This window comes from Variovorax sp. LjRoot290 (genome assembly GCF_964253985.1).
Lineage (GTDB): Bacteria > Pseudomonadota > Gammaproteobacteria > Burkholderiales > Burkholderiaceae_C > Variovorax.
In genome coordinates, this window is the sequence record NZ_CAXURW020000001.1 from 706,316 (window position 1) to 732,509 (window position 26,194).

General features: G+C 69.9%; 18 protein-coding genes. 17 read left to right on the top strand and 1 reads right to left on the bottom strand.

Annotation, left to right across the window (positions count from 1 at the left end; all coding sequences use genetic code 11):
• Positions 1–126 precede the first annotated feature (126 nt).
• Entirely contained in the window at positions 127–1,212 is a 1,086-nt protein-coding gene (locus tag ACSQ9A_RS03685; protein WP_436302719.1) for a CAP domain-containing protein, read from the top strand.
• A 68-nt stretch (positions 1,213–1,280) separates the two neighbouring features.
• Positions 1,281–2,300 (top strand): Bug family tripartite tricarboxylate transporter substrate binding protein, encoded by a 1,020-nt coding sequence (locus ACSQ9A_RS03690; RefSeq protein WP_436295301.1) that lies wholly within the window; start codon positions 1,281–1,283, stop codon positions 2,298–2,300.
• Positions 2,301–2,310: 10 nt separating this feature from the next.
• On the opposite strand, the gene ACSQ9A_RS03695 is transcribed toward ACSQ9A_RS03690, so the two are convergent.
• Positions 2,311–3,768, bottom strand: coding sequence for a caspase family protein (locus ACSQ9A_RS03695; RefSeq protein ID WP_436302720.1), 1,458 nt, complete (start codon positions 3,766–3,768; stop codon positions 2,311–2,313).
• A gap of 195 nt (positions 3,769–3,963) precedes the next feature.
• Here ACSQ9A_RS03695 and tssK point away from each other — a divergent pair, with 195 nt between their 5' ends.
• From tssK to tssH, 15 genes are all read left to right on the top strand, one after another.
• Complete coding sequence (gene tssK, locus ACSQ9A_RS03700; protein ID WP_436302721.1) at positions 3,964–5,295, top strand: type VI secretion system baseplate subunit TssK; 1,332 nt, start codon at positions 3,964–3,966, stop codon at positions 5,293–5,295.
• 33 nt (positions 5,296–5,328) lie between these two features.
• Positions 5,329–6,657 carry a DotU family type VI secretion system protein gene (locus tag ACSQ9A_RS03705; protein ID WP_436302722.1) on the top strand — a complete coding sequence of 443 codons (1,329 nt, stop codon included), beginning with the start codon at positions 5,329–5,331 and terminating at the stop codon, positions 6,655–6,657.
• Positions 6,654–10,253, top strand: a complete 3,600-nt coding sequence (gene tssM, locus ACSQ9A_RS03710) for a type VI secretion system membrane subunit TssM (RefSeq protein ID WP_436302723.1) — start codon at positions 6,654–6,656, stop codon at positions 10,251–10,253. Before ACSQ9A_RS03705 ends, tssM begins: the two co-directional genes overlap by 4 nt.
• Positions 10,250–10,900 (top strand): type VI secretion system-associated protein TagF, encoded by a 651-nt coding sequence (tagF, locus tag ACSQ9A_RS03715; protein WP_436302724.1) that lies wholly within the window; start codon positions 10,250–10,252, stop codon positions 10,898–10,900. The genes tssM and tagF overlap by 4 nt, the downstream gene beginning before the upstream one ends.
• Positions 10,901–10,955: 55 nt before the next feature.
• The gene (locus tag ACSQ9A_RS03720; protein ID WP_436302725.1) at positions 10,956–12,830 is read left to right on the top strand and encodes a serine/threonine protein kinase; all 1,875 of its coding nucleotides are present in this window, start codon (positions 10,956–10,958) and stop codon (positions 12,828–12,830) included.
• Positions 12,831–12,884: 54 nt separating this feature from the next.
• On the top strand, positions 12,885–14,519 hold the full coding sequence (gene mltA / locus ACSQ9A_RS03725) for a murein transglycosylase A (protein WP_436302726.1): 1,635 nt from the start codon (positions 12,885–12,887) through the stop codon (positions 14,517–14,519).
• A gap of 249 nt (positions 14,520–14,768) precedes the next feature.
• Positions 14,769–15,533: a hypothetical protein gene (locus tag ACSQ9A_RS03730; protein WP_436302727.1), complete on the top strand. Its 765-nt coding sequence runs from the start codon at positions 14,769–14,771 to the stop codon at positions 15,531–15,533.
• A 28-nt stretch (positions 15,534–15,561) separates the two neighbouring features.
• Entirely contained in the window at positions 15,562–16,653 is a 1,092-nt protein-coding gene (locus ACSQ9A_RS03735; protein WP_436302728.1) for a hypothetical protein, read from the top strand.
• Positions 16,650–18,620, top strand: coding sequence for a caspase family protein (locus tag ACSQ9A_RS03740; protein ID WP_436302729.1), 1,971 nt, complete (start codon positions 16,650–16,652; stop codon positions 18,618–18,620). The genes ACSQ9A_RS03735 and ACSQ9A_RS03740 overlap by 4 nt, the downstream gene beginning before the upstream one ends.
• A gap of 9 nt (positions 18,621–18,629) precedes the next feature.
• Positions 18,630–19,184, top strand: a complete 555-nt coding sequence (locus ACSQ9A_RS03745) for a hypothetical protein (RefSeq protein WP_436302730.1) — start codon at positions 18,630–18,632, stop codon at positions 19,182–19,184.
• 8 nt (positions 19,185–19,192) lie between these two features.
• Positions 19,193–19,996, top strand: coding sequence for a type VI secretion system accessory protein TagJ (locus tag ACSQ9A_RS03750; protein WP_093110764.1), 804 nt, complete (start codon positions 19,193–19,195; stop codon positions 19,994–19,996).
• Positions 19,989–20,504, top strand: a complete 516-nt coding sequence (gene tssE, locus ACSQ9A_RS03755; RefSeq protein WP_093110766.1) for a type VI secretion system baseplate subunit TssE — start codon at positions 19,989–19,991, stop codon at positions 20,502–20,504. Before ACSQ9A_RS03750 ends, tssE begins: the two co-directional genes overlap by 8 nt.
• Positions 20,505–20,511: 7 nt before the next feature.
• Positions 20,512–22,416 carry a type VI secretion system baseplate subunit TssF gene (tssF, locus tag ACSQ9A_RS03760; RefSeq protein WP_436302731.1) on the top strand — a complete coding sequence of 635 codons (1,905 nt, stop codon included), beginning with the start codon at positions 20,512–20,514 and terminating at the stop codon, positions 22,414–22,416.
• A complete protein-coding gene (gene tssG, locus ACSQ9A_RS03765) occupies positions 22,380–23,471 on the top strand; it encodes a type VI secretion system baseplate subunit TssG (protein WP_436302732.1) in 1,092 nt (363 codons plus the stop codon). Before tssF ends, tssG begins: the two co-directional genes overlap by 37 nt.
• Positions 23,472–23,514: 43 nt before the next feature.
• Positions 23,515–26,187, top strand: a complete 2,673-nt coding sequence (gene tssH, locus ACSQ9A_RS03770) for a type VI secretion system ATPase TssH (protein ID WP_436302733.1) — start codon at positions 23,515–23,517, stop codon at positions 26,185–26,187.
• Positions 26,188–26,194 lie beyond the last annotated feature (7 nt).

A 26,194-nucleotide genomic window follows, 5' to 3' on the forward strand; every position in this document is an offset into this window, starting at 1 on the left:
CGGCCATGCCTTTCGCGTCTGCCCGGGACTTGCCTAGCGTTGGCATCGCTCCGAGTTCGGCCTACCTACGTCAACGATGGCCGCGCTCTGACAGGAAGGTTCGCGATTTCGTGACGTCATGGCGCCATGACGCATTCGCTTTCCTTTTCCATATCCGCTTACGGCTGGCGCCATGCGCTCGCAACCATCTTCTGTGCGTTGATCGCAGCCTGCGGCGGGGGTGGCGGCGGGGGCGGGGGCGTGGCGGTGCTGCCGCCGGGCTCTACAGCGTCGACCCAGACCCCGCCGAGCGCGCCGGCCGACGGAGCGCTGCCCTCGACGCTGGTGACTTCCGTCCCCCCCGACACCTACGGCGCTTCTTCGGAGGGCCACCAGGCCTTTGCACTGCTGAACGCGGAGCGCGAGCGCTGCGGATTCGGCCTTCTCGCGCAGAACGCCCAGCTCGATGCCGCTGCCAAAGCGCACGCGGACTGGCAGATCGTGAACAACCAGTTGACCCACCAGGAGACGCCGGGCACGTCCGGCTTCACGGGCGTGAACCCGGCGGACAGGGTCTCGGCCGCGGGCTATTCGGCCGGCGGCGTGGGCGACGAAATCTCCAGCCTGTACTACTCCGGCTCGATCGCGGGCACGGGCGTCTTCGGCGTGCGGGCGCTGCTCGCGCTGCCGTACCACCAGGTCGGCATGCTGGGCGGCTTTCGCGACATCGGGATCGCGCTGCGCGGCAGCGATGAACTCGGCACCACTGCCATCTTCGGCCCGCGCACCGTGCAGCAGTTCAACCTGGGCTTCACGCCGGCCGCCGGCCGCCAGGAGCCTGCCAGCGACCAGGTGCTCACCTATCCCTGCGAAGGGACCAGCGGCGTCTTTTTCGAGATCACCAACGAGACCCCCAATCCGGTGCCGGGCCGCGACCTGCGGGCCAGCCCGCTTGGCCACGGCCTGCTGGTGGCCGTGCGAACCGGACAGACGCTCGCGATCTCCTCGGCATCGATGCAGACGCTGTCGGGGAACGTGCCCGTGGTGCTCCGGCCGGCCATGACCAGTGACAACGATCCGAACGGCGTGTTGGCTGCCAACAAGGCGCTGATCATTCCCGACGCCTCCTTGATGCCGAACACTGCCTACGCGGTGAGGATCGCCGGCACCAACGACGGCGTGTCCTTCGCCAGGAGCTTCAACTTTTCGACCGGCGCCGGCGCGGCCCGGTGAGGCTTGTGAGGCACCCGGCACGATCCTAAGATGGGCCGGGTCGAATTTGCCAACGTCTGGAGAAGACCATGATGCCGATCGAGTCGAACGTCTCTCTTTCGCGGCGCACCGCGTTGCAGCTCGGGCTGGGTGGCCTCGGCGCGAGCATGCTGCCCGGATTCGCCGCCGCCCAGGGCGCCTGGCCCGCCAAGCCGGTCACGCTGGTGGTGGGTTATCCGCCTGGCGGGCAGACGGATTTCGCGGGGCGCATCCTCATCGCCGGCATGCAGAGCAGCCTGGGCCAGAGCGTGGTGATCGACAACAAGCCCGGCGTCAACGGCAACATTGCCACCGACTTCATCTCGAAGGCAGCGCCCGACGGCTACAGGCTGCTGGTGGGCAACGGCAGCAACATGGTGCTCAACCCGCACACCTACCGCAACACGCCGGTGGCGGATCCGCTGAAGCTCACGCCCATCGGCCTCACGCTGACCTCGTCGCTGATGCTGGTGGTGCCGGCCAGCCTGCCGGTCAAGAACCTCGAGGAATTCATCGCCTGGGTCAAGGCGCAGGACAAGGAGGGCAAGACCGTCGATTACGCGTCCGGCGGGCCCGGCAGCCTGGTGCAGACGGCGATGGAGCTGTTCCGCGAGCGCATCGGCAAGCCAAAGATGAGCCATGTGCCGTACAAGGGCAGCAGCCCGGCAATGACCGACCTGATCGCGGGGCGCGTCCCCTGCATGTTCGATGCCTCGTCCGTGGTCGCGCCCTTCCTCAAGTCCGGCCAGCTCAAGGCACTGATGGCGACCGGCCCCAAGCGCGTGCCGGCCTTCCCGGACGTGCCCACGGCCGCGGAGCGAGGCATCAAGGACTTCCAGGTCATCTCCTTCATCGGCCTGTACGGCCCGGCCGGTCTGAATGCCGACATCGTGAAGAAGGTCAACACGGCGATGAACAGCGCCCTCAAGGACCCGGGCGTGCAGAAGACCGTTGCCGACCGCGGCGACGAAGCCGGCGGCGGCACGCCCGAGCAACTGGGGGCGCTGACGCGCGACTACTACAAGCTGCTGGGCGAGGTGGTCAAGGCCAACGACATTCGCGCCGAGTGAGGCGCCTCGCTCACTGGATCTTCACGATCTCCGCTTGCGGCTGCGCCTCGGGCGCCGCCGCGCCGGCGCGCATGAGCTTCTCGCCTTCGCGGAAGAAATACCAGCAGCCGTCGTCGGGCCTGCGCGCGTCGGTCAGCCGGCTCGGCGGCACGGGGTTGAACCTGGCGCAGAGGCTCCCGTCGTTCTTCAGCTCCCAGCGGCCCGAGCCGTTGCTGCTCGCGTTGCCGATGCTCTGGCTGTTGTAATAAATAAGGCCGCCGCTTCGCATGTCCCAGCGCATCAGGTAGCCCGCTGTGCTGTCCTTGAGGGTGTGCGTCTTGCCGACGAGGAGCTGCGCCACCTCGGCGCGGTCCAGGAACTTGCGCGCTGCCGAGGCGGGCGTGGTGCTGCTCGCGGGGGGCGATAGCGCGGCCACCTGTGGGGCCGGAAGTGCTGGCGGCTGTGCGGCCGGCTTTGCGACCGGCTGTGGCGGCGGCGCCGGTGGCGGGATGGATGGCGGCGCCGTTGCGCGCCCGGCGTCGAGTTCGCGTTGCGCGCGCTCGAGCTGCTTCTCGAGTTCGTTCGGCTCGAAGCGCCGACCCGCGGGCTCGCGAACCTGAGGCTGCCGCGCCGCCTCGCGGCCCGGCTGCTCTTGGGCCGGCGGCGGGTTGCCTTGCGGGTTGAAGCTGAAGTTCGAGGTCAGCGAGGTGTTGACCCAGGGCAGCTGGCGTTCGCGGGTGTCGCGCAGCACCTTGACGCGCACGTTCTTGAACATCTGCTCGACCTCGAGGCCGGGGACCATCATCTCCACGGCCAGGTGCTTGGTGTAGACGCTGTTGCGGCCGCTCGGGCCGTCTTCGGCCGGTGCGCCGGGCGCCGAGGCGAACGCGATCAAGGTGCCGCGCGCACCCATCTCCGCCAGCCCGCCGGCGGAGCGGATGTTGCGCGTCTTGCCGGCGAAAGGATTGTCCCGGCAAGCATCGAGGATCACGATGCGCGGGTGCGAGCGTGCCTTCTCGATGCGACTCAGGAACAGCTCCTCGATGTCGACCGACTCGTCCTTGACCTCCTCCTGGTCGCGCAGGTTGATGTCGACCGGCAGCAGGTAGTTGCGGCCGTCGATCTGCACCCCGTGGCCGGCGTAGTACAGCACCGCGATGGCATCGTCCTCCTGCACCCGGCGCGCGAACTCGCGCAGCGCGCGCCTGAACTGCAGCACGTTGACATTGAGCTGCTCGTTGACATCGAAGCCCAGCTTGCGCAGGTTGTTCGCGATCAGCCGCGCGTCGTTCTCCGGGTTGTCCAGCGGCACCTTCGGATAGCGCGCATTGCCGATCACCAGCGCGATGCGCTTGTCGGCCGGCTGGGCCTGCGCAGGGGCGGCCGCCGTCAGTGCAAATAGGACAAACCCCACCACCAGCATCCCGAGCAGCCGGCACACGACCGCGCCCATGTCGGCTGGATCGTCGGCGGCACGTGGGGCGGACATGCCAACGAATATCCGCCCGCGCCATCGCCATGGCAATTCGTATTTCTGCAGGGGCTCGTGCTTCATTGCGCCTAGCCCCTTAGCACTATCCCGGTAGCTGCGCCTAGGCCATTAGCCAGATTTGCCTGGCCTCCGGTGCGCCGGAAACTAGATGTTTCCACCCAGGCGGGAGCCCCCGCCGTCGACGGAGCGCGGATGAGTTGGCGAACTAAAGTGGTTTGGAGCGAGGGGATGCTGCTGCAGCCTCAGCACCTGCAGCAAAGCGAGCGCCATGCCGATCATGCGCGGCATCTTCTGTTGCGAAGCACCACGCCATATGCCTGGGGTTTTGCCGAGCTCGAGATCGACCAGGCCGCGCTCTCGCTGGGCAAGCTGGCGCTGGTGCGCGCAGTAGGCGTGTTCGGCGACGGCACCGTGTTCGACATGCCGTCGGTCGATCCGCTGCCCGAACCCATCGACATCTCGAGCACGATGCGCGACGAGGCCGTCGTGCTGGCCCTGCCGCTGCGCCGCGCGGGCGCGCGCGAGGCCGATGCCGAGGCGTACGACGACCTGGTGCGCCATCGCGTGCTGGAGTCCGACGTGCCCGATTCCAACACCGCCGGCGAACGCACCGCGATGTTGCAACTGGGCCAGCTGCACACCCGCCTGATGCGCGCCGGCGACGCGACCGATGCCTGGACCACGCTCAATGTCTCGCGTGTGGTCGAGCGGCGCGTCGACAACCAGGTGCAGCTCGATCGCGTGCTGCTGCCGCCGCTGCTCGACGTGGCGGGTCATGCCGTCATCCGCGCGTGGCTCGACGAGCTGCTGGGCCTGTTGCGCCAGCGCGGCGAGGCGCTGGCCGGGCGCATGAGCCAGGGCGGCACCGGCGGCGTGGCCGAGATCGCGGACTTCATGTTGCTGCAGACGGTCAATCGCAACGAGGCCGTGTTCGCGCACCTGGCCAAGAGCGCCATGCTGCACCCGCAGCGTTTCTACGAACACGCGCTGGCGCTGGCCGGCGACCTGGCGAGCTTTCGCGATTCGCGCCGCGTCGCGCGCTTCGGCCCCTACATCCACGACGACCTGGCGATGAGTTTCAAGCCGGTGATGGACGACCTGCGGCGCAGCCTGTCGATGGTGCTGGAGCAATCGGCCATCCGCATCGAGCTGCACGACCGCAAGCACGGCGTGCGCGTGGCGGTGATTCCCGATGTCGAGCTGCAGCGCAACGCCACCTTCGTGCTCGCGGTCAACGCCCAGATGCCGAGCGAGGCGCTGCGTGCGCGCTTCCCCACACAGGTGAAGATCGCGCCGGTGGAGCGCATCCGCGACCTGGTCAACCTCGCGCTGCCGGGCGTCACGCTGATGCCGCTGCCGGTGGCGCCGCGGCAGATCCCCTTTCATTCGGGCGCCAACTACTTCGAACTCGACACGCGCAACAGCGATCTCTGGCGCCAGCTCGAACAGTCGGGCGGCGTCGCGATGCATATCGCGGGCGACTTCCCCGGCCTCGACCTCGCGTTCTGGGCCATTCGCTCGTAATCGTCTCGCCCGCGCCCCTGCCGGAGCACCACCATGACCACCCCGGACCCCTTCGCCGCCTTCGAGTCGGAGCGCACGGTCATCAAGCCCAAGCCGCGCGCGCCCGGGGGCAACACGCCGGCCGCGCCGCCCACGTCGATGGGCGGTGGCGCCGATCCGCTGCCGGCCGAAGTGGGCGAGCTGGGCTTGCTCAATCCGCTGGTGTCGTCCGCGGCGAAGCTGCTGGTGCTGATAGGCAAGCTGCGCAATCTGGCGCAAGCGCCCAACGTGCAGTCGCTGCGGGCATCGACGGCCGATGCGGTGAACCAGTTCGACACCGCCGCGCGCCGCGCCGGCATCTCCAACGAAACGGTGCTGGCCGCGCGCTACATCCTGTGCACCGCACTCGACGAGGCGGTGGCCAACACGCCCTGGGGCGTGCAGGGCGGCTGGAACAAGCAGAGCCTCCTGGTGCAGTTCCACAACGAGACCTGGGGCGGCGAAAAGATCTTCCAGCTCCTGGCCAAGCTCGCGCAGGACGTGCCCACGCATCGGCAACTGCTCGAGTTGATCTACAGCGTGCTCGCGCTCGGCTTCGAAGGCCGCTACCGCGTGATCGACAACGGCCGCGCGCAGCTCGACACCGTGCGCCAGCGCCTGGCCGACCTGATCGCCAAGGACCGCCCGCCGGTCGAAGCCGAGCTCTCGCCGCACTGGCGCGGGCAGGGCACGGGCTCGGCGCGCTTGCGCGAGTCGCTGCCGATGTGGGTGTTCGCGGCCGGCTTCGCGCTCTTGCTGGCGCTCGCATGGTTCGGCCTGCGGCTCACGCTCAACCACCGCTCCGACACCACCTACGCGGCGGTCTCCAGCCTGCGCGTGCCCCACCTGCAGATCGCGCCGCCCGCCATCCTGGCCAAGTCGCCGCGGCTCGCGAAGTTCCTCGAGCCCGAGATCAAGCAGGGCCTGGTCACCGTCACCGACGAGGCCGACCGCAGCACCGTGCGGCTGCGCGGCGACAGCTTCTTCGGCTCCGGCAGCGCCGACCCGATGGCGCAGTCGCTGCCGGTGCTGAAGCGCATCGGCGAAGCGCTGGCCGAGGTCAAGGGCGAGGTGCTGATCACCGGCCATTCCGACAACCAGCCGATCCGCTCGATGCGCTATCCGTCCAACTGGCATCTCTCGGCCGCGCGCGCCGATGCGGTGAAGGGCGCGCTCTCCAGCTTCATCGAGCCGGCCCGCATGCGCTCCGACGGCAAGGCCGATGCGGAGCCGGTCGCGGCCAACGACACGCCGGCCAACCGCGCGCGCAACCGTCGCGTCGACATCGTGCTCCTGAGCCCGCCGGACCAGGTGGCCGCCGAACTCGCGGGAGCGAAGCGATGAAAAAGCTCTTCGGATGGCTCTTCCATCCCCTCCTGTTGACCGCGCTGGCCCTCGTCGTCGTCGCACTGCTGATCTGGTGGATCGGCCCGCTGATCAAGATCGGCGCGCTGGCCCCGCTCGAAAGCGAGCTCGCGCGCGCGGTGTTGATCGGCATCATCGTGCTGCTGGTGGTGCTGCGCGCCGTCTACCGCCGCTGGCGCACGCGCAAGGCCAGCCAGCATCTGACCGACGGCCTCATGAAGGCGCCCACCGCGCAGCCCGCGGCGGCCGCCGACAACGGCGAGCAGAAGGTGCTCAACACGCGCTTCACCGAGGCCGTGGCCACCTTGAAGCAGATGCGCCTGCACGCGGCCGGCAAGAAGCCCGGCTGGCGCGACTGGCTCTCGCTCTCGGGCGGCAGCTACCTCTACGACCTGCCGTGGTACCTGTTCATCGGCGCGCCCGGCGCCGGCAAGACCACGGCGCTGATCAACTCCGGCCTCTCGTTCCCTCTGGCCGACAAGTTCGGCCCCGGCGCCATCCGCGGCGTCGGCGGCACGCGCAACTGCGACTGGTGGTTCACCGACGACGCGGTGCTGATCGACACCGCCGGCCGCTACACCACGCAAGACAGTCACCAGACGGAAGACAAGAGCGCATGGGAAGGCTTCCTCGGCCTGCTCAAGAAAGTGCGGCCGCGGCGCCCGCTCAACGGCGTGTTCCTCACCGTCAGCGTGGCCGACCTGCTGAGCCAGGGCACCGAGGCGCGCAGCACGCTCGCGGCCTCGATCCGCGCGCGGCTGCTGGAGCTCGACGCCAAGCTCACGACGCGCCTGCCCGTCTACGTGTTCGTGACCAAGAGCGACCTGCTCTACGGCTTCAGCGAATACTTCGCCGATCTGGGCAAGGAGCAGCGCGCGCAGGTCTTCGGTTTCACGCTGCCGGCCGAGGAGGGCGCGCAGGTCGACGAGAAGGGGCTCGCCACCGCCTTCCAGCGCGAGTTCGGCTTGCTGCACGATCGCGTCAACGACGCCTTGATCCAGCGCATGCAGCGCGAGACCGACGGCACGCGGCGCGCCGCGATCTTCGGTTTTCCGGCGCAGTTCGGCTCCATCGGGCCGTTGTTGTCCGACCTGCTCGAGCAGGTCTTCACCGGCTCGCGCTTCGCGCAGCCGCCGTGGGTGCGCGGCGTCTACTTCACCAGCGGCACGCAGGAAGGCAGCCCGATCGACCGTGTGATGGGCAGCCTCGCGCGCAGCTTCGGGCTCGAACGCGCCATGCTCCCGCCGCAGAAGAGCAGCGGGCGCAGCTACTTCCTCACCTCGCTGCTGCGCGACGTGGTGTTTCCCGAGCAGCGCCTCGCCGGCGCCGACGTCAAGCTCGAACGCCGCCGCAACACGCTGCGTCTGGCCGGCGTGGCCGCGATGACGCTGATCACCGTCGCCCTGCTCGCGGGCTGGGGCTACAGCACCTGGCAGAACATGAATTACCTGAAGGCCGTCGAGGCGCGCGTCGAGCCGGCGCGGCAGACGCTGGCAGCGCTGCCTTCGCGCGTGTCGAACCTGGTCGAGGTCGCGCCGGTGCTGCAGGCGCTGCGCAACATCTGGAAGGCGCCCGAGAACCGCGAAGGCGAGGAGCCGCTGTCGATGACGCTCGGCCTCTACCAGGGCGACAAGCTCGATGCCGCCGCGATGCTGGCGCACCAGCGCGCGCTCAACGAGGCCTTCCTGCCGCAGCTCGCCAAGCGCATCGAGGACCAGCTGCGCACCGCGCAGAAGGACAACCTCGAGTTCAGCTACGAGGCGCTCAAGACCTACCTGATGCTGCACCAGCCCGAGCGCTTCGATGCCGATGCGCTCAAGGCCTGGATCACGCTCGACTGGGCGCGCAGCCTCGACCGCGGCATTCCCGAAGAACAGCGCAAGCTGCTCGAGGACCAGCTGGACGTGCTGATCGCCCAGGGCCCGCCGCGCTCGCCGCTCAAGATGGACGAGAACCTGGTGCGCAACGTGCGCGCGGTGCTCGCGAGCTATCCGCTGGAGCAGCGCGTGTTCAGCCGCTTGAAGCGCCAGCGCCTCGGCAAGGACATCCCGCCCTTCAGCGTCGCGACCGCCGCCGGCCCCGCGGGCCCGTTGGTGTTCGAGCGCATCAGCGGCAAGCCGCTCGCCGACGGCGTGCCGGGCATGTTCACCTACGACGGCTACCACAAGCGCTTCCAGAACGAGGTCACGGTGCTCACCGGCCTGCTCGCCAACGAGGACCCGTGGGTGCTCGGCCAGGAGCGCGGCACGGCCGACCGCCTGCGTGACGCCGCCGCGCTCGGCGCACTGACCGACCGCGTGCGCAGGCTCTACCTCGAGGAGTACGTCAAGGTGTGGGAGGCGCTCCTGTCCGATGTGCGCCTGGTGCGCGCCACCGGCCTGGAGAAGAACATCGAGACCGCGCGCATCCTCTCGGGCACCGGCTCGCCGCTCGCCAGCTTCCTGCGCGCGGTGGTCAAGGAGACCACGCTGACGCCGGCCGAGACCAGCAAGGACGTGGTGAGCAAGGCCACCGAGACCGTGCGCAACACGCGCAAGGGCCTGGAAGACCTGTTCGGCGGCGATCCCAGCAAGCCGGCGGCCGCGCCCAGGCGCATCGAGAGCATCGTCGACGACCGCTTCGAGCCGCTGCGCCGCCTCGTCACCTCGCCCACGCCGAACGGGCCGGCGCCGATCGACGATGCGCTCAAGCTCTTCAACGAGGTCTACGTCTACCTCAACGCAGTCGACACCGCGGTCAAGAGCCGCAGCTCGCCGCCGCCCGGCGACGTGGCCGGCAAGCTCAAGTCCGATGCCGGGCGCTTGCCGGAACCGGTGCGCACCATGGTCGAGAACCTGAGCCAGGCCGGCGCCACGCAGGCGCGCGTGGCCGAGCGCGGCAGCCTGAGCCAGGACCTGCGTCCGGTGACCGAGTTCTGCACCCGCGCGATCGCCGGGCGCTATCCCTTCGTCACCAGCAGCAAGCGCGACGTGCTGCCCGAGGACTTCGGCCAGATGTTCGGTCCCGGCGGCCTGATGGACGACTTCTTCCAGAAGCGGCTGGCTGCGCTGGTCGACACCAGCACGCGGCCCTGGCGCTACAAGCCGGTGGCGGAGCAGGGCGCGATCACGGCGCAGGCGATCGCGCAGTTCGAGCGCGCGGCGCGCATCAAGGACATCTTCTTCCGCGCCGCCGGCCGCACGCCCGCCATGCGGCTGGACTTCAAGCCGGTCGAGATGGATGCCGGCATCACGCAGTTCATCCTCGACGTCGACGGCCAGCTCGTGAAATACGCGCACGGCCCGGTGGTGCCGATGGCGGTGCAATGGCCCGGCCCCAAGGGCAGCAACCAGGTGCGCGTGCAGGTCAGCCCGCCATCGACCAGCGGCAGCTCGGGCATGGCGGTCGACGGGCCGTGGGCCCTGTTCCGCGTGCTCGACGACGGCCAGCTCGAAGCCGGCGACGCGCCCGAGAAATTCTTCATCACCTTCCAGATCGGTGCCCGCAAAACGCGCTTCGAGGTGACGACCAACAGCGTGCAGCATCCGATCCGCTTGCGCGAGCTGCGGGAGTTCGCGTGTCCGGAGGGCTTGTGAATTCGCAACAGGATGCCGCTTCGAACATGGCGCCGGGCTGGTTCGGCAAGCTGCCCGGCATGGGCGACTTTGCGAGCCGCCGTCTGCCCGAGCCCTTCCGCAACGCCTGGGACCGCTGGCTGCAGCATGGGCTCACGCGGCTGCGCGCGCGGCGCGAAGACTGGACCGAGCGCTATCTCCAGGCGCCGCTCTGGTGCTTCGTGCTTGGCGAGGGCGTGATCGGCGCCGGCGGCTGGCTCGGCGTGATGATGCCCTCGGTCGACGGCGTGGGGCGCTACTTTCCCTTCACAATCGCAGCCGAGCTGGTGTCCTCGCGCCCCGAGCTGCATGGCGCTGTGCTGGCGCGCACGCAGCACTGGTGGACGCTGGCCGCGCAGGCCGCGCTCGAAGGGCTGGAGCACGATCTCGATGCGCAGCGCTTCGATGCGCGCCTGCAGGAATTGTTTGCGGGCTTTACGGCCGAGGCGGGCGAGGGCGACGGGCCGTCGCTGGCGCTGCCGGTGGCGCGCCACTCGCTGTGGTTCACCGATCCGGTGGCCGAACGAGGCCCGGGCATGACCAGTCAGGGCCTGCCGCAGGATGACCAGTTCGATGCGCTGTTCGGCTTCGGACCCGATGCCGCGGCGCAGGAAGGGGGGGCAGCATGAGCCGCCGGGCCGCTCCCAAGGTGAATACCGTAGCGCGTAGCGCGGAGGTTGCCTTATGAGCCCCGACGACGACCGGCCGCCAGGCACACCGCCGCAAGAAGGCGACGACCGCACGCAGGTCGTCACCGGCCGGCCTGCTGCGCCCACGCCGGACGAGGGCGCGACCGTCATCTCCGGCGGCGCCGCGCTGCCGGCGAGCGAGATGCCCACCGTGGCCGGCATCACGCGCGCCGAGAAGGCGCCGAGCAACGCCGAGGCCGGGTTGCTGCCGGTGGGCAGCCGGCTCGCCGAATTCGAGGTCACGCGCATCGTCGGGCAGGGCGGCTTCGGCGTCGTCTACGAGGCCTGGGACCCGACGCTCGAACGCGTGGTCGCGATCAAGGAATACCTGCCGACCTCACTCTCGACGCGGCAGCTCGACGGCACGGTCGCGCCCTTGTCCGAACGGCACCGCGAGACCTTCGAGCTCGGCATGCGCAGCTTCATCAACGAGGCGCGCCTCCTGGCCCAGTTCGACCATCCCTCGCTGCTCAAGGTCTATCGCTTCTGGCAGGAGCGCGGCACCACCTACATGGTGATGCCCTTCTACCGCGGCGACACGCTGCGCCAGGCGCTGGCTGCCATGACGGGAGGCGTCGACGAAGCCTGGCTGATGCGCATCATGGACGGCGTGACGCAGGCGCTCGCGGTGATGCACCACGCCCACTGCTACCACCGCGACATCGCGCCCGATAACATCATCCTGCTCGAAGGCTCGGGCCGTCCCGTGGTGCTGGACTTCGGCGCCGCGCGGCGCGTGATCACCGACAAGACGCAGGCGATCACGGTCATCCTCAAGCCCGGCTACGCGCCGATCGAGCAGTACGCCGAGATGCCCGACATGTCGCAGGGCGCGTGGACCGATGTCTATGCGCTCGCGGCCGTGATGCACGTGGCCGTCTGCGGCCGCGCGCCGCCGCCCTCGGTCGCGCGCCTCCTGGCCGACAGCTATGTGCCGCTGGCAGGCAACGAGGCGCTGCTGCAGCGCTACAGCCCCGGGCTGCTCGCGGCCATCGATGCCGGCCTGGGCGTGCGGCCCGAATCGAGGCCGCAGTCGATGGAAGCGCTGCGTGCGGCGCTGGGTCTGGATGGCGACCGGACGGTGATCCGTGCGCCGGCGCCGGCACCCGCGGCGGCACCGGGTGGACGTACCGGCAGCGCGAGTCCTGCGGCACCCGCGCCCGCGTCGGCTCCCAAGGGCAAGGGCGCGGCCATCGCCGCCGTGGCCTCCGTGGCCGTCATTGCCGCCGCGGGCGGATGGTGGTGGTTCCAGGGCAAGCCGGCCGACACGACGCCGGCCGGCGCAGCGCCGCCGCCGTCCACCGAAGTCGCGCAGACGCCGGCGCCTCCACCTCCACCGCCCCCGCCACCACCCAAGGTGCGCACGCCGGGCGAGTCATTGCAGTCGCTGGCCGAAGGCGCCGCGCCGGGCTTCGAGGTGACGGCGAACCCGCGCAAGGCCGAGGTCGCGATCGGCAAGGACAGGCTGGGCTTCGAAGTGCGCAGCAAGCGCGAAGGCTTCGTCTACGTCTACCTGCTGTCCAGCGGCGGCGAGCTGTTCCTGCTGTTCCCGAACCTGCTCGACAAGTACAACAAGATCGGCGCCGGTGCTGCGTTGTCGCTGCCGCGCGCTTCGTGGCCGATGGACGCGGGCGGGCCGGCCGGCATCAACCAGTTCGCGGTGCTGGTCAGTGAGCACGAGCGCGACTTCAGCGCCTCGGGCATCCAGAACGACGGCGTGTTCCCACAGTTCCCGCTGCCCGTGCTGGCAGCGCTCGAGGCCGCGCGCGGCAGCGGGCCGCCGCCGCTCGCGGGCAAGCCGGTGTGCGCGCCCAACACACCGTGCAACGACGTCTATGGCAGCGCGTTTTTCAAAATCACCGAGAAGTAATCGTCTGTGGGGCAGCGGCCCGTCAGGCCCCGCCCCCCAGACCAGGAGTTCTTTATGAACAAGCCTTCCTCACTGCCCTTCGCTTCACCCGCCCGCTGGGGTGCCGCCGCCGTCGCGATGGCCGCGCTGGCGGCCTGCGGCACGATGCCGGGGGTCAGCTCCACAAGCTCCACACCGGCCACGGCCACGGCCAGTGCCCCCGCCGCCGCGCCCGCGGCAGCCGCGGCTGCGCAGGTCACGCCCGCGCCCTCCGCCTCGCGCCCGGCTTCGACCAGCGCCGGCGCCAGCGTGGCCGGCCAGTCGCGCACCTTCTCGACCCAGCTTGCCACCTACACCTCGGTGGGCTTCGACGCCGTGCCGGGCTGGGGCCGCGACGATTTCGCCGAAAGCTGGCCTGCCTTCCTCGGCAGCTGCAAGGTGCTGACCGGCCGCGGCACCGAATGGCGGCAGGTCTGCGATCGCGCGCGCGCCGTCGACGACAAGAGCAATCCGGCCATCCGCGGCTTCTTCGAGCGCGAGTTCTCGGCCTACCAGATCCGCGACGACGACCGTCGGCCCGACGGCGTGGTCACCGGCTATTTCGAGCCCGAGATCACCGGCAGCCGGCAGTACGCGCCGCCCTTCATCTATCCGGTGTACGGCCAGCCCGAGGACATGCTGTTCGCCGATGCGCGCAAGCTGCCGGCCGGCAGCGGCACGGTGGCGGCGCGCGTCGAAGGCCGCAACGTGGTGGTGCAGAGCGGCCTCAGCACGCGCGACATGGGCGCGCCGGGCCTCTATGCGCTCGACCTCTCGGCCATCACGCGCGACACGCTGGACCGCAAGGTACGCCTTCGCATCGAGGGCAGGCGCCTGCTGCCCTATTACACGCGCGAAGAGATCGAGACCAAGGGCGCGCCCAACGCGCGCGTGCTGGCCTTCGTGAACAGCGCCACAGCGCTCTACGAGATGCAGATCCAGGGCTCGGGCCGAATCCGGCTGCCCAACGGCGACGTGATCCGCGTCGCCTATGCCGAGCAGAACGGCCAGCCCTTCCGGCCGACGCTGGCGCAGTCCTCCTCGGGCAAGACTCGCAGTCCCGTCAAGGTGCGCGGCGGCGCGATCGAGCTCGAACTCGACGACGGCGATGACGACGAGGACAGCAACGACACCTCGGTGATCCGCACCCGCGGCTTCACGCTCGCGCGTCCCGTCAACAGCGGCGCGGTCATGGTGCCGGGGCGGCGCGTGGCCGGGCCGGTGATCGGCACCGGCATCAAGGACCCGAGCTATGTGTTCTTCAAGGAGTCGCCGGGCAGCGGCGGCGGGCCGGTCGGTGCCTTCGGCGTGCCGCTGTCGGCCGGCCGCTCGATCGCCGTCGATCCGCGCAGCACGCCGTTGGGCTATCCGGTTTTCGTCTCCACGCGCGCGCCCGGCACCGGCACGCCGATGCAGCGCCTCACCATCGCCCAGGACACCGGCGGCGCGATCCGCGGCGCGGTGCGGGCCGACTATTTCTTCGGCAACGGCCAGCAGGCCGCGACCCAGGCCCGGCGCATGAAGGAGCGCGGCCAGCTGTGGATCCTGCTGCCGCGCGGCCTCGCGGTGGCGGCGGCCGCGACCTCGACCATTCGCACGCGTGGCGCGGCGGTCGGTGCTGACTTGCCGCAATGCCTTGTGCCTGAAGAAGGCGCGTGCGTCGATGACTAGGAACGCCGCAAGGCTGATGGGCGTGTCGGCGGGCGGTATGCCCTGTGCCGCCGGCCGACCCCTCACCCTAGCCCTCTCCCGGAGGGAGAGGGAACAAGGCAGAACGCTTCACGCGCAGGTCTTACTCCCTCTCCCTCTCCCTCCGGGAGAGGGCGGGGGTGAGGGCGCCGGGCCTTCGAAGCGCACGCAGCCGCCGCATACCGGGCGGACAGCCCAACGGGCAAAGACACCGTAGTCGCGAAACACACCATGCAGGAAACCCTGTCCTCGGAACAAAGCGTCGAACTCGTCCGCCTCTGGCGGCGCAGGCAGACGCTGTCCCCCGACGAGATGGGCGAGATGTACCGCATCGTCGGCGGCGCGCTGCGCAGTTGCAACCCGCCCGAGCTGCGCGTGCTCAGCGAGGGCCGTCAGGAACTGGTGGCGCAGTTCATCTACGTCAAGGTGCTGCGGCTCGACGCCGATCCGGACGAAGCGGACGATGCCGCGCGCGGCGAGGCCGCAAGCCACAGCGCGCCGTCGAGCGCCTTCGCGCTGTGTGCCTACTTCCGGCGCTACCTGATCGACTGCACGCGCGCGAGCGCCTTCCGCCGCAAGCTCTCGATCGGCGACCAGATCACCGAGAGCCAGCTCGAGGCGCAGGTTGGCGCGGCCGACAACGCGCAAGACGAACTGGCCGAGCACGGCCTCAACGCGCCCTCGGTGCATGCCGCGGCGCGCGCCTTCATCGCGGGTCTGCCCGAGCCCGAGCGCATCCTTTTGTGCGAAGGCTTCGGCCGCGAGGCGGCGGGCGGGCTGTCGGGCGTGGCCTCGCGCCACGCCATCGCCTCCTACCACTACCGCGCCGGCCGGCTCGGCCTCGTGCACAAGCGCGAAGGCCTGCCGGCCGACTATGCGCGCACCACGCTGGGCCAGTGGATCACGCAGACCCTGGGCATCGCGATCGAGGCCGGCAACATGGGCGCGATCCTGCAGGTTTTCAAAATCCTGGGCGCTGAAGCGTCTTATGCCTGAAGACATAAGACTTTCAGGAACACGCACCATGCCCATCGATCTCTGGCCCCCGCTCAGCCTCATCCGCGGCACCCTGGGACGCGGCGGCGATCTCGCCCCTGCGGGCGAAGGCGCGGCAACGCTGGCCGAGCCCGCCGCGATGCCGGCCCGCCAATTCGACGAGACCCTTCTGCTGCCCTTGACCGAGCTCGCCCGCCGCCGCGAGGCCGTGGCCCAGCGCGCCTTTCCGGCCCGCTGGGCGCCGGGCCGCCTGGTGAGCGTGCTGCACGAAGGCCGGCTGCTCGGCGTGCTGCTCGACAAGTGCCTGCACGGCACGCTGTGGCGCGGCTGGATGGCCGCCAGCGAAGCCGACTGGGCCAGCGCCTACGACGTGCTGCTCGAGCCCGGCGACGAACCCTTCGAGCCGATGTTCGGTCTGATCCAGACCTGGAACGTGCTCACGATCGAACAGACGCCGCAGCTCTGCGCCCGCGTGCTCGGCGAGGTGTCGGCCACGCGGCTGGCCGCCATCCGTGCGGTGCACGACGAATGGGCCGTGCAGCAGCCGCTGGCCATCGAGCCCGAGCCCGGCCGCATCGCGCTGCGCACGGCCGGCGGCGTGTTCTCCGTGCTCTCGGGCACGCCGCTGGGCGTGGCCGATCCGCGTGCCGACTATCAGAGCCTCTACCTCGAAGCCGCCGCCCGGCTCGCCACGCCGCTGCAGGCCACGTCGAAGCCGGGCAGCCTGTCCGTCGCGGCGCCGGCCGGGGAGGGCTGGTGGTCGCGTGTGAAGGCCTGGTTCGGCGCCGACCGGGTGGTGCGGCCCGCGCTGGCGCTGCTGGCACTGGTGGTCGTGGTGCAGAACGCGACCCTGATGCGGCCCGGCGCCGGAGACGACTCAGTCCGGTTCCGTTCGGTGCAGGGCCCCGTCACTTCCGCCGCGCCGGCCGAGCTGAGCCTGCGCTGGAAGGCCGGCGTCGGCATGGACGATGCGAACGCGCTGCTGCGCTCGGCCGGCGCCGAACTGGTGGGCGGACCGGATGCCGAGGGCCGCTGGCGCCTGCGCTTCCTGGCCGATGCGGCGCAGGGCCGCGCCATGTTGGCGGGTTCGCCGCTGGTCGAATCGGTGGGGCCGCCGTGACGAGGCGCCGCCTGCGCACCGTGCTGCTGCTGGCCATGCTGGCCGCAGCCACCTGCGCGGGTGCGGCGCAGCGCGCCTTGCTGGTGGGCGTGTCGGAACTGGTCAACCAGCCTGCGTCGCTGTGGCTGCAGGCGCCGCGCAACGACGTGATGCTGATGCGCGAGGCCCTGCTGAAGCAGGGCTTCGCGGCCACCGACATCACGGTCGTGGCCGACGGCGTGAGCGGCGCCGCGCTGCCCGAGGCGCAGCGCATCCACGAGGCGCTGGGGCGGCTGCTGGAGCAGTCGCAAAGCGGCGACTTCGTGCTGCTCTATTTCTCGGGCCACGGCACGCGTTGGCGCGATGCGAGCAAGCGCTACCAGGAGCCGGACGGCTTGGCCGAGAACTTCCTCGCGCGCGATGTGCGCGGCGCGGTGGGCGGCAGCGGCGCCTTGCCGGGCGGCCTGCGCGACGTCGATTTCGACGGCTGGGTGCAGGCTTTCCTGGCGCGCAACGTGTTCGTGTGGTCGGTGTTCGACACCTGCTCGGCCGCCTCGATGACGCGCGGCCGCGCGCCCGCGAGCGCCGAGGTTGTTGTGGGTCCGCCGGACGACGAGGTGCGCTTTCGCGGCATCCGCGCCGACCTGCTCGCGCAAGGCGCGGCCGGCGCCTCCGCCGCCGCACCGACGGCACCCGCGGCCCCGGCCGTGCCTCGAGCCCGCTACGTGGCCTTCTTCGCATCCGAAAGCCACCAGGTCACGCCCGAGCTGCGGCTGCCGCGCAAGGGCCGCGACGCGCAGCCGCAGGGCCTGCTGACCTGGGCCGTGGCCGAGGCGCTGCAGCGCCGGCCCGCGACCTGGCGCGAGCTCTTCGACGGCGTGCTTGCGCTCTACCCGCCGGTGATCTCCGAACTCGAAGCGCGCTTTCCGCAACGCGAGCTGCCATCGCCCGTGGCCGAGGGCAATCTCGATGCGCCGCTGTTCGCCAACGGCCCTCAGCCGCTCGGCACGCGTCCGGTGTGGCGTGCGCAGCGCAGCGGCGCGAGCCTCGCGATCCAGGCCGGCCAGCTCGACGGGCTGGTGCCGCGGCAGGAGCTGCGCGTGCTCGCGAGCCTGGAAGACGGCACCCGGCGCAGCGCGGCCGCTGTGCTGGCGCAACTCGATCCGGCCGGCGCGCAGCTGCCGGTGCCGGCCGCGCTGCGCGATGTGCCGGGCAGCGCGCTGTGGAGCGTGACGCCGCTGGCCGAGCCGGCCGCCTTCGCGTTGCGCGTGCGCGCCGACAAGCCCTTGCCCGCGGGACTGAGCTTCGACTACCCCGCCTCCATTCGCCTGGCGCGCGCGGGCGAGGACGGGAGCGAAGCCGATCTGCGCTGGACCGATCTCGGCCCCGCCGGCCATCGGCTGGAGCTGCTCTCGCCCGCGCTCGGAACCGGCACGGGCCAGGTCGCGGCCGACCCCGCAGCCTTGCGCGAGCGGCTGCAGGGCTTCGCGCGTCTCAAGTGGCTCGGCGAGCTGAACCGGCTGGCCGGCGGCGCGCGCCTCGACGGCTTCGAGGCCGCGCTGGAAACCTGGCGTGCCGACCGCATGCTGCGCAGCGAGCCCCTCGCCCGCAGCGCCACGCCGGGCCCGCTGCTCGCGGGCGAGCGACGCGTGCTGCGCGTGCGCAATACCGGCGGGACTTCGCTCGACATGGTGATCGTCGGCATCGACCCGGAAGGCGGCCTGCGACCGGTGTACCCCGATGCCTCCGGCGCGAGCAACCGTTTCGAACGCGGCACGCGCGAGCTGCCGGCGGCCAAGCATTTCGAACTGCCCTGGCTGGCGGGCCCGGGTGCGCGCCTCTTCGTGCTGGCGACGCCGGCCGCGCCGCACAGCGCGCCGCGCCTGTTCGGCGCGGGCGTCGATCCGGCCCTGGCCGATCTGCGCGTGCGCGGGCAACTCGGTGCACCGAAAGAGCGGCAGGTCTTTGCCGCGATGATTTTTTTCTAGGAGATCGACATGGGCTGGACTTCTGATGGCTCGGTGGACCCGGACGAGGGCCTGCGCCTGCTCGACCTGGTCTCCGAAGAGGCGGGCGACGACTACTGGATGCTGCTCGAATCCAAGGGCAAGGCGATCGAAGGCGATTCGACGCGCCCCTTCGCGGACGGCAAGTCGCGCCTGGAGGTCGGCGGCTTCCGCTACCAGCTGGACGTGTTCTCGCCGCCGGGTTCCACCAAGGGGCAGCTGCGCGCAGCGGCGGTCTTCGTCGTTCGCGATTGCGATGCCGCGAGCGCTTCGATCGCGAGCCTGCTGCGCGACCAGGTGAACGACCTGAAGGTGGTGATCTCGGTGTACAAGGCCGGCGGCGATACCTCCAAAGACCTGCAGCCGCACCTGGAGCTGGAGCTGACCCAGGCGCGCCTGCTGAACCACACGATGCTGACCGCCGCCAAGTCGGCGCGGCCGCGCGAAATCATCCAGATCGAATACCAGGGGCTCGAGATCCGCTCCGCGCCGCAGAGCGAGACGGGCCTGCGCGGCGCCGTACGCACTTGCACCATCAAAAAGTGAGGCCGGACATGACGAACTCTGCCGAATTCCTCCAGGCCGCCGACCCCGCGGCCGCGCTCAAGGCACTGACGGATGAAGTGCGCGCTAAGCCCGCCGACAGCAAGTTGCGCGTCTTCCTGGCCCAGCTGCTGTGCGTGCTCGGCCAGTGGGAGCGTGCGCTCAACCAGCTCAACGTCGCGGCCGAGCTCGATGCGATGGCCATTCCGATGAAGCAGGTCTACGGCGAGGCCGTGCGCTGCGAGGGCCTGCGCGCCGACGTGTTCGCCGGCACGCGCACGCCGATGGTCTTCGGCCAGCCCGACGAATGGCTGGCGCTCCTGATCGAATCGCTGCTGCGCCAGGGTGCGGGCGACGCGCAGCTCGCCGAAGACCTGCGCGAGCGCGCCTTCGACGCCGCGCCCGCCACGCCGGGAACGCTCGACGGCAAGCCCTTCGAATGGCTGGCCGACGCCGACATGCGCCTGGGCCCGGTGCTCGAGGCCTTCGTGAACGGCCGCTACTACTGGATTCCCTATGCCCGGCTGGCACACGTGAAGCTCGATCCACCCGAAGACCTGCGCGACTGCGTGTGGCTGCCGGCGCATCTGCAGTTCGAGAACGGCGGCGAGACGCTGGCGCTGGTGCCCGTGCGCTACGAAGGCACCGAGAAGAGCGGCGACGGCGCATTGCAGCTCGCGCGCAAGACCGAGTGGCGCGAGCTGCAGCCCGAGGTCTGGGCCGGGCTCGGCCAGCGCATGCTGAGCAGCAGCGATGGCGCCGAGCATGCGCTGATGGACGTGCGCGAGATCCTGTTCTCGACCGGCGATGCCTGAACTCACCGCACAGGAACGCTTGCAGCCCTCGCTGCTCGATCGCCTGGTCGACCATGCGCCCGGCGAGCAGCGCGAGAGCGACGACAAGCGCACGCTGACCCGGCAGGCGCTGCGCCAGGCCGTGCTGCGCGACCTGAGCTGGCTCTTCAATGCCACCGGCCATGGCCTGGCCTTCGACGACAAGCGCTTTCCGAATGCGGCGCGCTCGGTGCTCAACTACGGATTGCCTATGCTGTCCGGCCAGTTCACGTCCTCCGTTCAGCGTGTCAGCATGGAACAGGCTCTGAAGAACGCCATCCTGCAGTTCGAGCCCCGCATCCTGCCTCGCACACTCGAAGTTGAACTTGTCATGGAAGGCTCGGCACTTGATTCCCACAACCGCATCGGCCTTCGGATCCGCGGCATGCTCTGGGCCCAGCCCGTGCCGCTGGAGTTCTTGATGCGCAGCCGGATCGACCTCGAAGAAGGTCGTATCGAGATCGAGGACATGACAAGCCCTCAGCGGTAGCCCAGCCATGGACCCGCGCCTGCTGACCCTGTACGAACAGGAACTGCGCTACTTCCGCGAGAGCTCGGCGGAGTTCGCGCGCGCCTTCCCGAAGATCGCGAACCGGCTGGGCATCGAGGGCCAGGAGGTCGCCGACCCCTACGTCGAACGGCTGATCGAAGCCACCGCCTTCCTGTCGGCGCGCGTTGCCCTGAAGCTCGATGCCGAATACCCGCGCTTCACCGGGCATCTGCTCGACATCGTCTATCCGCACTTCATGGCGCCCACGCCATCGATGGCCGTGGTGTCCATGGCGGTCGACCCCGACGATGCCAATCTCGCGACCGGGCCCGCGCTGCCGCGCGGCAGCGGCCTGCGCGCGCGCCAGGCCGTGGGGCAGAACACGCACTGCGAGTTCCGCACCGCGCGGGCGCTGCGCCTCTGGCCGGTCGAAGTGCTGCGGGCGCAGTACTTCAGCTACGCGCCCGACCTGCCGCTCGCCCAGCATGCGCAGTCGCGCGAGATCCGCGGCGGCCTGCGCATCGCGCTGCGCGCCACCGCCGGCCTCAAGTTCGACCAGATCCTGCTCGACGAACTGCTGATTCACTTCGGCGGCGCCGAGGATGTGGCCTGGCAGCTGCACGAGTGCATGCTCGGCAAAGCCATCGGCGTGATGGTGCAGCCGCTGGCCGCCGGCGGCGCGGCCACGGGTGCGGCCGGCAGCGCGGTGCGCCACCTGCCCGCGAGCGCGGTGCAGCCCGCGGGATTCGAGGACGACGAGGCCTTGCTGCCCGTCACCGCCACCGGCTTCTCCGGCCATCGGCTGGTGCAGGAGTACTTCGCCTTTCCGCAGCGCTTCCAGTTCGCGCGCATCACCGGCTTGCAGCGCGTGCTCGCGTCGATGGCCGTGACCGAGGTGGAGATCGTGGTGCTGTTCTCGCGCGGCGATGCGGCGCTCGAAAAACTGGTCAGCGCCGAGAACGTGCAACTGCATTGCGTGCCGGTCGTCAATCTCTTCAGCAAGCGGCTCGACCGCGTGGCCGTGAATGAGGGCGTGAGCCAGTTCCACCTGGTGCCCGACCGCACGCGCCCGCAGGACTTCGAGGTGCACACCGTGACCGAGGTGGTCGGCCACGGCAACTCGGGCACAGCCGGCGCGGCGCTGGAACAGCCCTTCCTGCCCTTCTATGCGGCCTTCCACGGCGCGCGCCACAGCCACCCGGCCTACTTCACCACCACGCGCGAGCCGCGCATGCTGTCGGTCAAGCAGCGCACCGAAGGGCATCGCAGCAGCCACATCGGCTCCGAGCTCTACATGCAGATCGTCGATCCGCAACAGGCGCCTTACTCCGGTGCGCTGCGGCAGCTGGCCGTCACCGCGCTGGTGACCAACCGCGACCTGCCGCTCCTGATGCCGCTGGGCCGCGAGAGCGACTTCGACTGCATCGACTCGTCCCCGGTGCAGCGCGTGCGCATGGTTCGCGGCCCCTCGCGGCCGGTCTCGCCGGTGGTGGGCCAGGGCCTGGGCTGGCGGGTGGTCGACCACCTGGCTCTCAACTACCTGTCGCTCGCCGACAGTTCGCGCGAAGAAGGCGCCGCCGCGCTGCGCGAGATGCTGATGCTCTATGCCACGCATGCCGACGAGGTGCGTCAGAGCCAGGTGCGTGGGCTGCTGTCGGTGCGCGCCAGGCCGGTGGCGCGCCGGCTGCCGCTGGCCGGGCCGATCGCCTTCGGCCGCGGGCTCGAGGTCACGCTCGAGGTCGACCGCAATGCCTTCCACGGCCACAGTGCCTTCCTGTTCGGGGCCGTCATGGCGCGTTACCTGGCGCGCCACGTGGAGGTCAACCACTTCGTCGAGACCGTGCTCACGGCCTCGGGCAAGGGCGAGATCATGCGATGGAGGCCGCTGTGCGGGGCACGCCCGATCCTGTAGCCGTGCCGGCGGCGCGGCCCGAGAGCGTGGCCGAGCGCCTGCAGGCCTGCGCGGACCAGCCCTGGGCCTACGACTACTTCGCCCTCATGCGGCGGCTGGAGGCGCTCGCGGCGCCGTCGCCGCGCTGGGGCCGCGCGTTGCTGCCCGGCGCCGAGCCGGTGCGCGTGGGGCAGGAGCCATCGCTGTCCTTCGCGCCCGCGAGCTTCAGCCGCTTCGAGCCGGCCGGCGCGCATTCGCCGCCGCGGCTGCGCCAGCATTTCTTCGGCTACCTCGGGCCCAACGGCCCGCTGCCGGTGCACCTGAGCGATTTCATCCGCGAGCGCACGATCAACCATGGCGATCCGACCTGGCTCGCTTTTCTCGACAGCTTCGCGCACCGCTTCAGCCTGTTCTTCTACCGCGCCTGGGCCCAGGCCAGGCCGGCGGTGGGGCTGGACCGGCCGAAGGAGGACGCCTTCCGCCGCCAGGTGGGCGCGCTGGTCGGCATCGGCACCGCCGCGCGGCAGGAGCGCGACGAGATCCACGACGACGCGCGGCTGCACTTCTCGGGCTGGCTCGCACGTCGCGTGCACAACGCCGAGGGCGTGGAGGCGGTGCTGCAGAGCTACTTCGGCGTGCCGGTGCGGCTCGAGCCGTGGGTCGGGCACTGGATGACGCTGCCCGTGGAGGAACTCACGCGCCTGGGCCGCGGCGAAGCTTCGCGCTCGCTGGGCATGGGCGCGATGCTCGGCCGGCGCGCCTGGGATCGCCAGCACCGCGTGCGGCTGCACCTCGGTCCGCTCAGCCTCGAGCGCTACCGCATGTTCCTCCCGATCGGCTCGGCACGGCCCGCGTTGCAGCGCTGGATGCGGCAGCTCTTGGGCGACGAGCTGTACTGGGATGCAGAGCTGATTCTCGAAAAACATGAAGTGCCGCCCACGCGCCTGGGCCGGCAGCGGGGCAACGCGCCCCGGCTGGGCTGGTCCTCGTGGCTCGGCGAGTGCAAGCGCAAGCGCGATGCGCCCGATGTCCGCATCGATGGCGATGCCGCTCTTTCGCGCGCAGCACTTCAATAAAAAAAACCAGGGCCGTTCGTCTTGACTACATACGGAGAAGCTCATGAGTGAAATCAGCCGCACTGCCTTGTTCGGCAAGCTCAATTCGCTGGCCTACAAGGCGATCGAGGGCGCCACGGTGTTCTGCAAGATGCGCGGAAACCCGTATGTGGAGCTGGAGCACTGGTTCGCCCAGCTGCTGCAGTCGCAGGACTCCGACCTGCACCGCGTGATCCAGCACTACCAGCTGGACATCTCCGTCATCGCCAAGGACATGACGGCCGCGCTCGACCGCCTGCCGCGCGGCGCCACCGCGATCAGCGATTTCTCGCCGCACATCGAGAACGCGATCGAGCGCGCCTGGACCTACGCCACCCTGCAGTTCGGCGAGGCGCAGGTGCGCACCGGCTACCTGCTGGTCGGCATGCTGAAAACGCCGAGCCTGCGCAATCCCTTGCTCGGCCTCTCGAAGCAGTTCGACAAGGTCAAGGTCGAAGACCTGGCCGACAACTTCGCCAAGGTCTGCGATGCCTCGCCCGAATCGAAGATGCGCGCGCAGGACGGCACCGGCATGGGCAGCGGCGCCCCCGGCGAAGAAAGCGGCGCGATGGCGCCGGCCGCCATGGGCAAGGGCGATGCGCTGAAGAAGTTTGCTGTCGACCTCACGGAGAAGGCGAAGAAGGGAGAGATGGATCCGGTGACCGGGCGGGACGAGGAAATCCGCCAGATCGTCGACATCCTGATGCGGCGCCGCCAGAACAACCCGCTGCTCACGGGTGAGGCGGGCGTCGGCAAGACGGCGGTGGTGGAAGGCTTCGCCCAGCGCCTGGCGCGCGGCGACGTGCCGCCGCAGCTCAAGGACGTGAAGCTGCTCACGCTCGACATCGGCCTCCTGCAGGCCGGCGCCAGCATGAAGGGCGAGTTCGAGCAACGCCTGCGGCAGGTGATCGACGAGGTGCAGGCTTCGCCCACGCCGATCATCCTGTTCATCGACGAGATCCACACGCTGGTGGGTGCGGGCGGCGCGGCTGGCACCGGCGATGCGGCCAACCTGCTCAAGCCCGCGCTCGCGCGCGGCAACCTGCGCACCATCGGCGCCACCACCTGGGCCGAGTACAAGAAGTACATCGAGAAGGACCCGGCGCTGACGCGGCGCTTCCAGGTCGTGCAGGTGCCGGAGCCCGACGAGACCAAGGCCATCCTGATGCTGCGCGGCGTGGCCAGCGTGCTCGAGAAGCACCACCGCGTGCAACTGCTCGACGAGGCGATCGAGGCGGCGGTGAAGCTGTCGCACCGCTACATTCCCGCGCGCCAGCTGCCCGACAAGGCCGTGAGCCTGCTCGACACCGCCTGCGCGCGCGTCGCGGTGTCGCAGCATGCGATGCCGCCCGAGGTGGAAGACTGCCAGCGCCGCATCGAGGCGCTCACGGTCGAGAGCGAGATCATCGGCCGCGAAGAGGCGATCGGCATCGACGTGAGCAAGCGCGCGCCGCAGGTGCAGGCGCTGCTTGCCGAATCCAATGCCGAGCTCGAAAAGCTCAATGCGCGCTGGAAGGAGGAGAAGGGGCTGGTCGACCGGCTGCTCGAACTGCGCGGCAAGCTGCGGGCGGGGAACAAGCCGGTGGATGCGTCGACGCCAGGGGACGGAGACCGCGCCGCGCTGCTCGCGGAGTTGCACGAGCTGCAAACCCAGATCAGCAGCGTGCAAGGCGAGTCCCCTCTGATCCTGCCCTCGGTCGATTCGCAGGCCGTGTCCTCGGTGGTCGCCGACTGGACCGGCATCCCGGTCGGGCGCATGCAGCGCAACGAGATCGAGACCGTGCTCAACCTGCCCAAGCTGCTGGGGCAGCGCGTGATCGGCCAGGACCACGCGATGGAGATGATCGCCAAGCGCATCCAGACCTCGCGCGCCGGGCTGGACAACCCGAGCAAGCCGATCGGCGTCTTCATGCTGGCGGGCACCTCCGGCGTCGGCAAGACCGAGACCGCGATCGCGCTGGCCGAGGCGCTGTACGGCGGCGAGCAGAACATGATCGTCATCAACATGAGCGAGTACCAGGAGGCGCACACCGTGAGCTCGCTCAAGGGTGCGCCGCCCGGCTACGTGGGCTACGGCGAGGGCGGCGTGCTGACCGAGGCCGTGCGCCGCAGGCCCTACAGCGTGGTGCTGCTCGACGAGGTGGAGAAGGCCCACTCCGACGTGCACGAACTGTTCTTCCAGGTTTTCGACAAGGGTTTCATGGAAGACGGCGAGGGCCGCAGCATCGACTTCAAGAACACGCTGATCCTGCTCACCACCAACGCCGGCACCGACATGATCGCCAGCATGTGCAAGGACCCGGAGCTGATGCCCGAGCCCGAGGGCATGGCCAAGGCGCTGCGCGAGCCGCTCTTGAAGATCTTCCCGCCCGCGCTGCTGGGCCGGCTGGTGACCATCCCGTACTACCCGCTCTCCGACGAGATGCTCGGCAAGATCGTCGAGCTGCAGTTGAAGCGCATCAAGAAGCGGGTCGAGGCGCGCTACCAGATCCCCTTCGACTATTCGGACGAGGTGGTCAAGCTGGTGGTCAGCCGCTGCACCGAGAGCGAATCGGGCGGCCGGATGATCGATGCCATCCTCACCAACACCATGCTGCCCGACATCAGCCGCGAGTTCCTGAACCGGATGATGGAAGGCAAGCCGATCGAGCGGGTGCAGGTGGGCGTCGACAACGGTGCGTTCAGCTATCAGTTCTAACAACCGT